At 43.9% G+C, this 13,725-nt stretch carries 11 protein-coding genes and 1 pseudogene; 6 read left to right on the plus strand and 6 right to left on the minus strand.

All coding sequences use genetic code 11. The annotated features are described in order from the left end of the window. Positions 1-188 precede the first annotated feature (188 nt). Positions 189-380 (plus strand): hypothetical protein, encoded by a 192-nt coding sequence (locus HMPREF9420_RS13575; protein WP_248628102.1) that lies wholly within the window; start codon positions 189-191, stop codon positions 378-380. Positions 381-621: 241 nt separating this feature from the next. On the opposite strand, the gene HMPREF9420_RS09270 is transcribed toward HMPREF9420_RS13575, so the two are convergent. Continuing rightward, on the minus strand, positions 622-1,623 hold the full coding sequence (locus tag HMPREF9420_RS09270) for a metallophosphoesterase family protein (protein ID WP_007135378.1): 1,002 nt from the start codon (positions 1,621-1,623) through the stop codon (positions 622-624). A 110-nt stretch (positions 1,624-1,733) separates the two neighbouring features. Between HMPREF9420_RS09270 and HMPREF9420_RS09275 the strand changes: the two genes are divergently transcribed. The 5 genes from HMPREF9420_RS09275 (at position 1,734) to pflA (ending at position 7,737) form a co-directional block, all read left to right on the plus strand. After that, a complete protein-coding gene (locus HMPREF9420_RS09275) occupies positions 1,734-2,405 on the plus strand; it encodes a Crp/Fnr family transcriptional regulator (RefSeq protein WP_007135379.1) in 672 nt (223 codons plus the stop codon). Then, positions 2,402-3,970 carry an RluA family pseudouridine synthase gene (locus HMPREF9420_RS09280; RefSeq protein WP_007135380.1) on the plus strand — a complete coding sequence of 523 codons (1,569 nt, stop codon included), beginning with the start codon at positions 2,402-2,404 and terminating at the stop codon, positions 3,968-3,970. Before HMPREF9420_RS09275 ends, HMPREF9420_RS09280 begins: the two co-directional genes overlap by 4 nt. 210 nt (positions 3,971-4,180) lie before the next feature. Continuing rightward, positions 4,181-4,504, plus strand: a complete 324-nt coding sequence (locus HMPREF9420_RS09285) for a cupin domain-containing protein (protein ID WP_007135381.1) — start codon at positions 4,181-4,183, stop codon at positions 4,502-4,504. 98 nt (positions 4,505-4,602) lie between these two features. Continuing rightward, positions 4,603-6,849, plus strand: a complete 2,247-nt coding sequence (gene pflB / locus HMPREF9420_RS09290; protein ID WP_007135382.1) for a formate C-acetyltransferase — start codon at positions 4,603-4,605, stop codon at positions 6,847-6,849. A 105-nt stretch (positions 6,850-6,954) separates the two neighbouring features. Continuing rightward, positions 6,955-7,737, plus strand: coding sequence for a pyruvate formate-lyase-activating protein (gene pflA, locus HMPREF9420_RS09295; protein ID WP_044078900.1), 783 nt, complete (start codon positions 6,955-6,957; stop codon positions 7,735-7,737). Positions 7,738-7,962: 225 nt separating this feature from the next. On the opposite strand, the gene HMPREF9420_RS13580 is transcribed toward pflA, so the two are convergent. From HMPREF9420_RS13580 to HMPREF9420_RS14760, 5 genes and pseudogenes are all read right to left on the minus strand, one after another. After that, positions 7,963-8,151 carry a hypothetical protein gene (locus tag HMPREF9420_RS13580; RefSeq protein WP_147625661.1) on the minus strand — a complete coding sequence of 63 codons (189 nt, stop codon included), beginning with the start codon at positions 8,149-8,151 and terminating at the stop codon, positions 7,963-7,965. Between the two features lie 468 nt (positions 8,152-8,619). After that, on the minus strand, positions 8,620-10,017 hold the full coding sequence (locus HMPREF9420_RS09300; RefSeq protein ID WP_007135385.1) for an Outer membrane protein SusF domain-containing protein: 1,398 nt from the start codon (positions 10,015-10,017) through the stop codon (positions 8,620-8,622). 26 nt (positions 10,018-10,043) lie between these two features. Next, positions 10,044-11,210 (minus strand): SusF/SusE family outer membrane protein, encoded by a 1,167-nt coding sequence (locus HMPREF9420_RS09305; protein ID WP_007135386.1) that lies wholly within the window; start codon positions 11,208-11,210, stop codon positions 10,044-10,046. Positions 11,211-11,277: 67 nt separating this feature from the next. After that, positions 11,278-12,918, minus strand: a complete 1,641-nt coding sequence (locus HMPREF9420_RS09310) for a RagB/SusD family nutrient uptake outer membrane protein (protein ID WP_007135387.1) — start codon at positions 12,916-12,918, stop codon at positions 11,278-11,280. 13 nt (positions 12,919-12,931) lie between these two features. Further along, a pseudogene (locus HMPREF9420_RS14760) lies at positions 12,932-13,725 on the minus strand (SusC/RagA family protein); the annotation flags it as partial.

Consider the following 13,725-nt stretch of genomic DNA (forward strand, 5'->3'; position numbering starts at 1 on the left):
CCGGTCGTTTGCGTCATATCATTTTCCAGTTTAATATCAACAGGTTTGTTATTCCCAATTAACCCTTCAACAAGGTAAATTTCATTAGTCACCAATATCATTTGTGTTGTTATGTTTTGGCAATGAATGTATTTGTTATAGTGAATGTTGCGGCCATGTAACGCCGTAGGTATTGTGTTATTATTCCAATGAACACATCTATCACTACGAATGTTCTCATCTCGCAACTCGGTACGAGTTGTTCTTTTGATAGCCTGGGGTTGGCGAGGAACGAGCCTACCCCGGGTGAGTATTCGCAAGGGGATTCAACGCCATCGGTGTTGAGCTTTTTCTATGAAGGCATGGTTATAGCGAGAGCATTCATAGCGGATTGCGCTTAGAAAGCGCAACACTTACAGCGTTGAAACGTTCTTTTTATATCATGATTGTCGTTTTTTCACGCTAAAATTTATGCTGGATTGCGTCAAAAAACTACAACACCTATGGCATTGGGAAAATCACATTAAATCATTATTTGTGGCGCGTTTCATTGGAATATCAATGATAACGTGTCATAAACAAGCCACATATATGTTATATTCTTTTATAAATCGCATGGAAAATCACAGCTTTTGATGTCATTTATCGCGTGCCGTCACGTTTCTTCCAGTCGTCTTTCTCATAGCTATTTGGGTAGGTTGTAGGATAGAGCACTTGCCCTCCACGCTCACGAATGTAGGTATCGAACTTGCGTTGGCCTTCATAAAGCACGATGATGCGTGCGCCATTACGAAGATGATTGTACTCCGTGTTACCACCAGAAAAGCGGCCATGCGCCAAGAGTACATGGTAATACATCAGTGAGTAGTCGTTATCATGGTCATGACCACAAAAGACTCCCATCACATCGCCCATTGATCTGAGGGCTGAAAACATACCACTATTGAGATTAGGTGCGTAAGCTCGTTCCATTCTTGTACCGATAAGAGTCACTTGAGTGTTGGCAACGGCATCGTTATATTCGGGTAATGGATAGTGCATAAACATCAAAGCAGGTATAGGTTTGCCTCCATTCTCACGCTTGAATGAGGCAGCCCAGTTGCGATAACGACCGATTTGATTCCACGTAAGCCATTGATATCCACCCACACCAGGCATCTTACAATACTCATGTGTATCCATTCCATAAATCACAGCGGCTGTCTTTGCGCCGTCAGACGACTTGATTGGCAACGCGAAGTCAAGTGCGTTTCCATTGCGTTTTGGCTGTACACAGTAAGTGTTTTGTTGCGCTTGGTCATACAATTGGCTTACAGGCGTGCCCTGTTCTGGGTCATGATTGCCCAAGAGATAACAGAAAGGAACCTTTAAATCAGACATGATATTGAGGATTTGTTGTAGGCACATGTCTCCCGGTTTGGAATAGATTACGTCGCCAGTAAGGACGATTAAGTCGGGCTGTTCAGCCTTTACAATCTCATAAAGGCAATCAGTTGCCTGACGAGATGCAGGATTTCCTAACTTATAATGTAAGTCCGTAAACTGTATTATCTTGAATTTTCCATCCTTAAACTTTAGGTTTTGTGCGCTCATTGCTATCGCAAAACACATGAATAACCAACCAATAATTGTTCTTTTCATCATAAATCAATACTTATTTCTCGGTAAAGTTATAGCTTTTTTCGGTGTAGTGAATCATTAATAGGCTTTTTATTACTAAATTTGCACTATTATAACAAATCGCAATCCAAAGCATGACAAACGACCAAATGATGCAAGTCTTGCAGAAATGTCCACTCTTTGCGGGCATGAGTACACTCAGTATAGACCTCGCATTGGGCAATATCAGCTACCAAATCATAAACTTTGCACCGCGCGATGTGTACACTTTGGCTGGTATGCCCTGTAGGTTTGCCGACATAGTACTTAGCGGAAGTCTCATCTGCCGTATGGTTTCACTCAGTGGAAAGCAAGTGGAGGTGACACGACTTCGGCCGGGTAACCTCATTGCACCAGCCTTTATCTTTGCTAAAAACAATAGTATGCCCGTGAGTGTAGAGACAGATTCCGAGGTGACACTACTGAGAATGACTCCCCAAACACTGAAAAAGCTTATTGATGATGACGCAGATATTCGCATGAACTATATTCGTTCGTTGTCGAATATCGATGTGTTCTTGACGCATAAGATGAAGGTTCTGAGTCTGTTTACAGTCAGAGAAAAGGTTGCTTACCTGCTACTTGAGCGTGCAGGAGAGCAAAACTCCAACACCATTCGCCTTACTCGAAGTCGTCAAGAGATAGCCGACTCGTTTGGAATACAGAAGTTTTCGCTCCTAAGAGTACTCAGTGAATTTGAGAAAGAGGGTGTTATTCGCGTAGATGGAAAGACAATTGAGATAATAGATCGAAGCCGTTTGAAATGATATTCCATCCACTTGATGCCTCAACGCATGTGCTTCCGGAACGCATGAACAATCCGTTCTACTATAAACCAGATGCGCTTTGTCGTGCAGCAGCAAGCGAAGTGCAGCGCAAAATAGTAGCATCGGCACCTGAATTCAAAGCCGAAATAGACCAAGGAAAGATGTTTGGCGTGCTGATTGTAAAGAAAGGGCGCGACATTGGCTATCTCTCGGGCTACAGCGGACAGATTAATGGCCGAAGCGATTGGCCCGGATTTGTGCCAGCAGTGTTTGACTATTTGCAGCCAAATGGCTATTTCAAGCAGCACGAAGCTATGATTTCAGCACTCAACGAGCGTATTAATGCCCTTGAAAATAGCCGTGAATTGGAAGTGGCAAGGCAGCAATGGCACGACGAAGTGGATGAGGCAGAAAGGGAGATTGAGGCTTTTAAGGTGGAGATTAAACGTGAAAAAGAGGGCAGACCACAAGTGTTGACACCCGAAATGATAAGGCGTTCGCAGTTCCTAAAAGCCGAATTGCATCGAAAGAAAAAGCAGTTCGCTCAACAAATTGCAGCAAAGAGCGCTATGGTTGAAGCCATAGAAGCCGATATCAACGCCCTAAAGACGGAACGACATCAACGGAGTGATGCACTGCAACGATGGCTTTTCAGTCATTTTCTGATGTTTGATGACAAAGGAAATCAAAAGAACTTACTCGATATTTTCTATCCAATGGTGCCGCCTGCAGGTAGTGGTGAATGTTGTGAACCAAAGCTTTTGCAATATGCTTTCCGTCATCAGATGCAGCCAATCAGTATGGCTATGTTCTGGTGGGGAGCCAGTCCACGGGAAGAAATACGTCATCATTTGCAATATTATCCGGCATGTAACGGCAAATGTAAACCGATATTGCGGTGGATGTTGCATGGAATTGAAGTCGAAACCAACCCATTAGAGCAAGAGACGCATCAGACTTTGGAATGGATTTACGAGGATAATGACATCGCAGTTGTGTGTAAACCCGCGGGGATGTTAAGCGTTCCAGGGAAAAATCAGCGTGAAAGTGTGCGCTCGCTTGTGTTGCATCGTCATCCCGAAGCAACGGGTCCACTGATTGTTCACCGTCTCGACATGGCCACAAGTGGGCTACTTGTTGTGGCACTTAATGTTGAATCGTATGTTAATCTGCAACAACAGTTCAAGCAACATCACGTGGAAAAACAATATGTTGCCTTGCTATCGGTGCCACACAAAGGGGCAAAGCATGGACAGATTTGTTTGCCGTTGCGTCCTGATTTGACTGACCGTCCACGGCAAATTGTCGATAAAGTGCATGGCAAAGAGGCGGTAACTGACTATCAATTTATGGATGATTGTCGTGTGAAGTTATATCCGCGAACGGGTAGGACGCATCAACTTCGCATGCATTGTGCACATGCTGAGGGGCTCAACAACCCCATTCGAGGTGATGAACTCTATGGAACTGGGGCGCAAAGGCTTTTTCTTCATGCGGAAGAACTGGCATTTGACCATCCAAAAACAGGCAAAAGATTACACTTTGAGTGTCAGGCCCCATTCTGATATCCATGGTATGATGGCGTGTTGGGCGGCATATAGCGGTGTGGTTTGCAACAACTGAAGTCATGAACTGACATTAAAATGTGGGAATATCGTCACATTTGTTACTGTAAAATCATCGGCATTATAATTGCTGAAGACATATATGAGAAAAGGAAATGACCTCAACGAGGTCATGAAAACAAAGTATTTATCTATTAAAGTAAATTTATTATGGCTACAATTGAAAAAGGAAAAGTATTTAAAGCAGCAGAAGTTATCGATTATACTAATGGTGGTGTGGTCAGTAAGGAGTTCATTCATAGTAACGCCGGCACTGTAACCTTGTTTAGTTTTGATGCTGGTCAGGGACTATCGGAACACACTGCACCCTTCGATGCGCTTATACAAGTCATTGAAGGAGTAATGCAACTGAACGTAGAAGGACAGGTTTTCAACATCAAAGCGGGTGAAACATTCATCATTCCAAGTGGTGCTCATCACTCGGTTAAAGCTGAAGAGCGCTTTAAGATGATGATAACCATGATTCGCGGATAAACGAATGATGAAGGGAGGAACGGCGTTTTGTCTTGCTTTCTGCATTGACAGACGCCGTAATATAAAGTTTTCAAGATATAAACTAAAAGGATTTTAAGATGAGAAAAGAATGGAGAGGTTTCAAAGGAAACAAGTGGTTATCTGAAGTTAACATACGAGATTTCATTCAGAATAACTATACCAGCTATGAAGGGGATGAGACTTTCTTAGCAGGACCGACCCATGCTACTGAGACATTGTGGCAGAAACTACGCGCACTTCAAAAGGAAGAGCGGGCCAAAGGCGGAGTTCTTGACATGGAAACTGAAGTAGTTTCTGGGCTCACGACTTACGGACCAGGTTACATTGACCCTGAAACGAAGGACTTAGAACGCGTAGTTGGTTTGCAAACGGATAAGCCATTGAAGCGTGCTTTCATGCCTTATGGGGGGATAAAAATGGCCGAACAAGCTTGTACTACCTATGGATATCAGCCGTCAGAAAAGCTACATCACATCTTCTCTCAATACGTAAAGACCCACAATGACGGTGTCTTTGACGCGTATACTGATGAGATGAAGCACGTGCGTCATAACCATATACTTACTGGTTTGCCTGATACGTACGGACGAGGACGCATTGTTGGCGACTATCGTCGTGTTGCTTTGTATGGTATCGACTATTTGATTGCAGAGAAAAAGCGCGACCTTCAGAACATGGGTGACCGCGAAATGATTGATGAAGTGATTCGTCTTCGCGAGGAAGTAGCCATGCAAATCCGTGCATTACAAGGCTTAAAGGAGATGGCTTCCATATATGGCTTCGATATTTCTCAGCCTGCTAATGACGCAATTCAAGCCGTTCAATGGCTCTATTTCGGTTATCTTGGCGCTGTTAAGACTCAAAACGGCGCGGCAATGTCCGTTGGTCGCATCTCAACTTTCCTTGATATATACATGGAACGAGACATTCGGGAGGGTAAACTGACTGAAGAGGAGGCACAAGAACTTATCGATCATCTCGTGATGAAGTTTAGAATGGTCAAGTTTGCACGCATTCCGTCTTATAATCAGCTGTTCTCTGGAGACCCAGTTTGGGCTACTCTCGAAGTGGCTGGTATGGGAATAGATGGTCGTTCGATGGTAACAAAGAGTGACTTCCGCTTCCTTCACACCCTCGAAAACATGGGACCATCACCTGAACCGAACCTTACGGTGTTGTATAGCAGCCGACTTCCTAAGGCATTCCGCCTTTATGCAGCGAAGATTTCGGTTAAAACCAGTTCGATACAATATGAGAATGACGATGTGATGCGACCCATTTGGGGAGACGATTACTCGATATGTTGCTGTGTAAGTGCTACGCAAACAGGTAAGGAAATGCAGTTCTTCGGTGCGCGTGCTAACCTTGCTAAGGCGCTGCTTTATGCCATAAATGGAGGCGTAGACGGTCGAACACGCGAACAAGTTGGGCCTGCTTACCGACCCATTACAAGTGACATCATCTCGTATGATGAGTTCCTTCCCCGCTTCGATGATATGTTAGACTGGCTTGCTGGCATTTATGTTAAGACGTTAAATCTTATCCATTACATGCACGATAAGTACTTCTATGAGGCTGCAGAGATGGCACTTATCGACACAGATGTACGCCGTACCTTCGCAACGGGTATCGCAGGCTTTAGTCATGTGGTTGATTCTATCAGCGCAATCAAGTATGCTAAGGTGCATGTTATACGCGATGAGTCGGGTTTTGCCAAGGACTATAAGACAGAAGGTGACTTCCCTCGTTATGGAAATGATGACGAACGAGCTGACGAAATCGCTGTATGGCTGTTGAAAACCTTTATGAACAAGATTAAGAAATACCACACTTATCGCAACTCTGAGCCTACAACCAGCATCCTAACCATTACTTCTAATGTCGTATATGGCAAGTATACTGGTAACATGCCCGATGGTCGTCGTGCCGAAACTCCATTGGCACCAGGAGCTAATCCGTCTTATGGCGCAGAACAAAATGGCTTGTTAGCTTCGCTGAACTCTGTGGCTAAGCTTCCTTATGAGTATGCTCTTGATGGTATATCTAATACACAAACCATCTCACCCGATGCCTTAGGACACGATGATGAGGAGCGTTCTCGCACGTTAGTTGGCGTGATGGACGGATATTTTGACCAGGGAGCACACCATCTAAACGTTAATGTCTTCGGCGTAGATAAGTTGAAAGACGCGATGGAACACCCCGAAAAGGAAGAATATCAGAACTTTACTATCCGCGTAAGTGGCTATGCTGTGAAGTTCATTGACCTCACAAGAGAGCAACAACTCGATGTGATTGCACGCCAGGCTCACGGCAGACTATAGACCAAAACTTCTCAATAGGGTTACTATATGCGCCCTCTGTCCTTTCTGTTCAAAGGGAGTGACGGAGGGCGTCCTTTCAAATTAGGACATAAACATTTTGAAATCATGAACAAGGATAATGCACTTCAAGGCTCGTCAACACGCTCTTCACAAGGTCATGTGGGTTATGTTCACTCCATAGAGACCTTTGGTTCTGTCGATGGTCCAGGCATTCGATATATCATTTTCCTGCAAGGCTGCCCCATGCGCTGCCTGTTTTGTCACAATCCTGATACGTGGAAACAAAACAAAGTAAAGCCCATGACGGCCGATGAACTATTGGATCAGGCCGAACGTTATCGCACTTATTGGGGCGAAAAGGGTGGAATTACGATCAGCGGAGGCGAGGCTTTGCTGCAAATAGACTTCTTAATAGAGCTTTTAGAGAAAGCCCACGCACGACAAATCAATACTTGTCTTGACACATCGGCCCAGCCATTTACACGCAATGGCTTATGGTTCACGAAGTTTGAACGCCTGATGAAGGTCACCGATACAGTGCTATTAGACATCAAACACATTCGAGATGAGGAACACCGCAAGCTAACAAAGTTCACAAACCATAACATCCTTGATTGTGCCCGCTATCTTTCTGAGATTCAAAAGCCTGTTTGGATACGTCACGTTCTTATTCCGGGAATCACTGACAACGATGAATATCTGCACGAACTTGCCGCTTTTCTCAACACGCTTCATAACATTGAGCGCATTGATATCTTGCCTTATCACACCTTAGGTACGTATAAATACGACGAACTTCACCTTGATTATCCCCTCAAAGGCGTTGAACCTCCGACACAAGAGCGCATTGATAACGCAAATAAAATTATGGAGTCGGCCCTAAAATAGAAACATATGAGGAGACGAAAACGATGTGTTCTCCTAATAATCTCAATGCATACAGCATTGAATCTCCTTGCGGATGCTTCCCCGGGGGTGCCAAACGATAGCGCAGGCTACCCAAGGTTGAGGTGTTGTGTGTGGGGAACAACGCCATAGGTGTTACGCTTTCTAAGCGTAATCCACCATTAATTCCATCACTATAGCCATGCTTTCTTGGAAAAAGCTCAACACCTATGGCGTTGAATCCCAATGCAAACGCTCACCCGGGGTAGGCTCGTTCCTCGCCAACCCCGGGCTATCAAAAGCACAACTCGTACCGAGTTGCGTCGTTACAACATTCGCAATGCCAAATACATCCATTGGGATACCGGCGCAATACCTACGGCGATATGTACCACTGTGAGTTTTGTTTGCAATCAAATTGTGTGCTATGGTATTGCGTTTCTATCTACATTATTATTTAACCCATGAGTAATGATAAAATGATTTGCGTCAAAACACGTGATAAAGTGATGCAAAGCGTGTGGTAATTTGCCTGCAATTGTGAGGTTGTTTGCATGGTTTTGATAGGCTGTTTGTAAGTGATTGTATTACAAGAAGATAGTTTTCATGGATTGATTTTATCTTAATGGAGGCACTTTCCAATATAAAAGGAGGAACGATTTATGTCTATATGGAAGTGAAAATACAGTGTGGGTTTTGGTCAAACGATTTATGTTATCATCCGCTATGAATGAAAATTTACGACAAGAGGAGTGTAATAGGTTTTTCATTCGTATGTGATTAGGCATGAAGGGAGCATAAAAAAGAGGCCCCCGGATATCACATCCAAGGGCCATCTTCATTCTTTAATTCATGAAAATCCTGTAAAACAGGTAATTCTTTCTTTTATTTACGACGCTTAGCAGGGGCAACAGGTGTGATTTCGCACTTGCCTTTACCATCAGCCCAGGCATAGAACTTGATGTTGTATGTACCTGCTGTAACGGCGATGTTAGCTCCGTTGTCTGTAGTTAACTTATTAACGGTGCCGCCCCAATTAATGTCCCAGCCGTTGTTTGCACGGAATTTTATGCTACCATTCGATAGTACTATGTTGTTAATCTCCCATGCACGGTCGGTCTTATTGTAAGTCATTGCCTGGTCACTTCCCCAACCTCCTACAGTAGCATCACCGATAACACCGATGCGAGTGATAGCAGTGAGGCTCATCGTAGAGTTGGCAAGGTCGACATCTACTTTGTAGTAGCCTTCTGGTTCGCTTATGATGATGTTGCCACCTGTAGTAGAAAGGCCTGCGCCATAGTTGTCACCATTCCATGAAGGCTGTGTACAGAACTTGAAACCTTGCTGATCCAGATACATGAAACCAGTGTATTTGCCGTCATGTTCCTTACCATAGAGGTAGTCAATATGCTTCCAACCATTTGCATTTCCAGCCATATAGAGATAGTCATCGAAGCTAAGTGGGGTGCAACTCCATGTCTGATCAAGCAAGTTGAAAGTGAGTTTATAGACCTTTGCACCAGGAACAATGTCGAAACTCAAGTTGCCGCCTGCGTTGTTTGCAGAGAGTTTGCCCTCTTCTTTGGCTGCAGCGATGCACTCAGACCAGTCGCCTGTGCCTATCTTTGACTTTGGAGTGAGTTTGAATTCCACCTTATCTAAGGTTGCAACTTGTGCCTCTGTGAGTGTAATACTGAATACAGGATCAGTGTAAACATCGGCACCGCTGTTCTTAACGGGATAGGAATCGTTATCGTTTTTCCAGTTATTGATATTACCAGTCAAGTAATATTCGGTGTCAATCTTTGGCGCTTTAGGAGTTACAACAACTTTAGTTGTGCCTGCATCAATATAAGCTGCCTGTCCGTTTTTAACGGCATTGACAAACACATGGGCATTAAGTGTGCGTGGAGTAGGGCGTAGTCCGAAAGCATCGGCAACTATTTTTTGGATAGAAGTGCTGTCAACTAAGCCTGCAACAGAGGCCTTAACGCTTGTTGTTTTGGCATCAGTTACCCCGTCGGCAGTTAGTTCTATGCGAGCGTTCTCAAGCTTATAGCCTTCGGGAAGGGTTGCTTCGTTGAGTGTAAATGCCTTTACCTGTGCCCCAGGTTGATTCAAATCGATAGCATTTGTGGCTGTAGCCTTGAAGCCAGGTAGGTTGATTGCGTCTTCCTGTGCATACGATTGAGGGTTTGCCCAGTCTGTATAATCGTCACTGCAAGACCCAAAGAAGAGGCTTGCAAGTGCGATTGTGATATATAATGAAAACTTTTTCATTGTGTTATTGTTTATCTGTTAGGTGATTATTTGATTTCTCCCGTTTCATTACCGAAGTTCAAATAGAGCTTCTGTCCAGCCGTAGCATTGATACGTTCTTGGTCACCACCAGTGCCACGATACTTGATCTTCTTGTCGAATACCATGAATTCGGTCTTCCACCAGTCGGTTCCGGGGAGCTTAACATAGGCACGTAGGCCGCCATCTCCAGTCGTATTCTTAGCGAAAGCAGGTGAAACGAACTGACCTTCTTTTGTTGTTGGGACTGTAAATAGCTGGTCGGCTTGATTCTCAGTCCAGTCTCCTGATGTCGCAGTTCCTATCAAATAAACCTGTGGTTTGTTGAAGGTGACATCATACTTAATATCGCGTCCTTCTACCTTTGCATCTACAATCATGAGATACCAACCAGGATTTGACGAAGCAATATTACCATCGTGGCTCTTGATTTCGCTACCCAATTCACTGGAAGCATTTACAGTTATGCCGGCAAAGCCTTTTTCGTTGCCATCCCATTTCTTTGTAGTGTTGAACTTGATACCGCTATCATCAATGTAAACAAGATGCCAATAAACGTGGGTAGAGCCATTAACCATAACCATATCCAATGGATTATCCCAAGACCAATTATTGAAATTACCCGTAATATAGATATGTTCGGGAAGATTTACAGGAGGTAATGAGAAAGCCAGATGAACGTGTTTGAGCGTGATAATATTTGACTCAATCGCATAACTATGTTTCAAACTGTCGATTTCTGAACCCATTGCAGTGATTGGAGTAGCCTTAGCACGGATGTAAACAGGGATGTCTATGGGGAAATCGGCTTCTGTTTTACCTTCCTTAAGAGCCTGCTCGGTCAGTGCAGCAGCCATTTCTGCCGCATCAACATCAATCTTTGCAGTCTTGAAACTCGTGCTCATCTTCGTAGCGTTCGACATATCTGCCTTGGTCGCTACCTCGATAGTATAATTTGTTGTGATAGGAAACCCGTAGTTAGGTTGCGTGCAAGTAAGTTCTACTGACGTAGAGTTTGCAAGGTCGTATGTACCATTTGTTGCCAAAGCGGGAGTGTTCAGGACGAACGAAGTAGGCTTTTGCAGCACAGGATTAGAGTCGTTGTCGTCTGCACATGAGGCCAAAATGAAGGCTCCACACATGAGTAACAAAGTAGACTTCAATATATTTTTCATTGTGATTCAATTTTATAAATTGTTCGAATAGGAAGGGAGAGCGAGTCTCCTTTCCTAAAATGCTGAATTAATAACCAGGATTCTGTTTGATGTTTGGATTGACAATGGCGTCACTTGTCGGTATAGCATAGATGTTCTTTGTAGCAGGAACTTGCGTACCTTCATGCACGCCACCCTTCCAAGGCCATGTATAATTGGTGTTACCACCAAAGCGTCCGAAGCGAATAAGGTCGCTACGACGACGTCCTTCAAAGTAGAATTCACGGCTCCATTCATCGAGAATGTCGTCTAAAGTGTAGCTACCGGTAGTACGTTCTTGGGCATGTGCACGTCTGCGTAGAGCGTTAATAGCAGCTGTTCCCTCAGTCGTTGTGTGTCCACCATTAAGGCGTGCCGTTGCTTCTGCATAGGTAAGATAAGCTTCTGCAACACGCATGAGGAACAAATCTGTATCAGAAAATTTAGCATCATGACCTGCAGTACCATCCGAATGGAAGTTAGTGAACTTGGCAACTGCAAAGCCATTTGAGAAGACGCCTATCTGATCAGCGTTTGCTTGGTCTATGTTGCGCTTGTTTCCATCGGCTTGTAAGGCATCGAAGAGTGCGCGGTCATCACCTGCAGCGGCTGCCATTTGGTTGGCATGTACGTAAGGTGCGTTGTTATTTGGGAAGAATTTATCAATTAAACTCTTGCGAGCGCGGTTACCAGCCCAGTTCTCTGATGTGTTGTTTCCAGCTACTCCGTTGGGATTTACAGTGACTCCTGCATCAAAAGTACTTGCTATCAGGAATAAAGTTGAACCCCATGAGGCTGTCTTCTTACCATCTTGGAGTATAGGGAAGACTGCTTCTACAGAGGCACCATTCTCTCCATTGTCGCCCATGAAAAGCTGTTGATAAGCTGTCCAGCCATTCTTGGTTGCGCCAGTATAAAGCTTATAGTTGGAATCCATTACCTTTTTAGCGTATTCAGCAGCCTTTTGCCACTGCGGAGTTCCTGTATAAACCTGAGCATTGAGATACAAACGAGAAAGTAACATCCATGCAGCAGCTTTGTCAACACGGCCATAACCAGCGTCGGTTGATTTCTTTGGAGTGGCTGCAGAGAGCTTAGGCTCAATCTCAAGCAACTCTTTTTCAAGGAAATCATACATCTGTTTGCGTGTATATTGAGGTGCTGCTTTGGCAGAAACTTGCTCAGTAAATGGAACGTTTCCATAGAGATCCATCAGGTGATAATAGTTCAATGCGCGCAAGAAACGCACTTCTGCAGTCTTTGTTTCATCTACATCAGCAAATGTTGCAAGGTATTGATTGCAGATAGTAACACCAAAGTACAGGCGATAATAAAAGCCTTTAGCCATAGGATGGTTAGAGTCGAAGCTGATATAATTAAACTCTGCAATGCCAGGATCACCCCAGTTACAGATTGCTTCGTCTGTAGGCAGCTCGTTGGTATTGAATAGTTGGCGCACGAAACCAGTCGTACCGCCGTCTAAACCATCGATATCACAGTCTCCATCGGGACCGCTTTGACCAGCCAATGCGAGGTCAGCGTAGCACTTAGTAAATAGCTGATCTGATTTAGGATTAGTGTTCTTGTTTGGATCTATGGGTGTAACGTCGAGGTCACCTATACATGAACTTAATCCCATTGACAGCAAAAGAGTTGCTGCCGGAAGTATAGTTTTGAAATATTTTTTCATACAATTCTTAAAGTTAGAAGTTTAGATTGACACCAAGGATGAATGACATTGGACGTGGATACATATTGTTGTCAATTCCCATGACCCATTTGCCGTCAACAAAGTTTGTAACTTCAGGGTCAATGCCGTCATATTTGGTAATCGTTAATAGGTTAGATGCGGTGCCATATATGCGTCCTGAGATGCTCGTATTAAACAGTTTATTGAAACTGTAGCCTAAAGTTACGTTGTCAAGCTTTAGGAATGAAGCATTCTGAACCCAGCGATCACTCAAGAAAGCATGTTCATCATAGGTCTGCCAATTGTCAGCTAAGAGTGCAACTGGACGGTTAGAGAGATAGTTTGAAGGTGCAACAATCTCGGAAGTACTCATGTTTGCACGACCAGCATACTTGTCATTATAAACATAGTTGCCGATGTTTGCACGGAAACTAAAGCCAAAGTCCCAGTTCTTATATTCCAAACGAGATGATAAACCCATGGTAACAGGGGGCGCAGCTTGCTTATAAATATAGCGATCTGCATCTGTTATTTGTCCATCTGCATTACGATCTACGACAGCACCTTCAATAGGTTTGCCGTTCTGATCATACACTTGTTGATATACAAGGAATGAGTTTGCAGGATAACCAACTTTATGTGCGCCTGCGTTTAGACCTATACCTGCTGATATTCCCATTCCACTTGGTGATACATAGTAGTCTGCACTACCGCCAGTTAGCTTTGTAATCTTGTTCTTGTTGTAAGTAAAGTTATAGTCAACTTTCCAGAACCAGTCTTTAGAATTCTGCTGATTGAGGATTGTCC

The organism is Segatella salivae DSM 15606 (genome assembly GCF_000185845.1).
Lineage (GTDB): Bacteria > Bacteroidota > Bacteroidia > Bacteroidales > Bacteroidaceae > Prevotella > Prevotella salivae.

Coding starts and splice junctions, on each gene's coding strand:
- HMPREF9420_RS13575 (WP_248628102.1), top strand. CDS start 189: ATGAACACATCTATCACTACGAATGTTCTCATCTCGCAACTCGGTACG.
- HMPREF9420_RS09270 (WP_007135378.1), bottom strand. CDS start 1,623: ATGATGAAAAGAACAATTATTGGTTGGTTATTCATGTGTTTTGCGATA.
- HMPREF9420_RS09275 (WP_007135379.1), top strand. CDS start 1,734: ATGACAAACGACCAAATGATGCAAGTCTTGCAGAAATGTCCACTCTTT.
- HMPREF9420_RS09280 (WP_007135380.1), top strand. CDS start 2,402: ATGATATTCCATCCACTTGATGCCTCAACGCATGTGCTTCCGGAACGC.
- HMPREF9420_RS09285 (WP_007135381.1), top strand. CDS start 4,181: ATGGCTACAATTGAAAAAGGAAAAGTATTTAAAGCAGCAGAAGTTATC.
- pflB (WP_007135382.1), top strand. CDS start 4,603: ATGAGAAAAGAATGGAGAGGTTTCAAAGGAAACAAGTGGTTATCTGAA.
- pflA (WP_044078900.1), top strand. CDS start 6,955: ATGAACAAGGATAATGCACTTCAAGGCTCGTCAACACGCTCTTCACAA.
- HMPREF9420_RS09300 (WP_007135385.1), bottom strand. CDS start 10,017: ATGAAAAAGTTTTCATTATATATCACAATCGCACTTGCAAGCCTCTTC.
- HMPREF9420_RS09305 (WP_007135386.1), bottom strand. CDS start 11,210: ATGAAAAATATATTGAAGTCTACTTTGTTACTCATGTGTGGAGCCTTC.
- HMPREF9420_RS09310 (WP_007135387.1), bottom strand. CDS start 12,918: ATGAAAAAATATTTCAAAACTATACTTCCGGCAGCAACTCTTTTGCTG.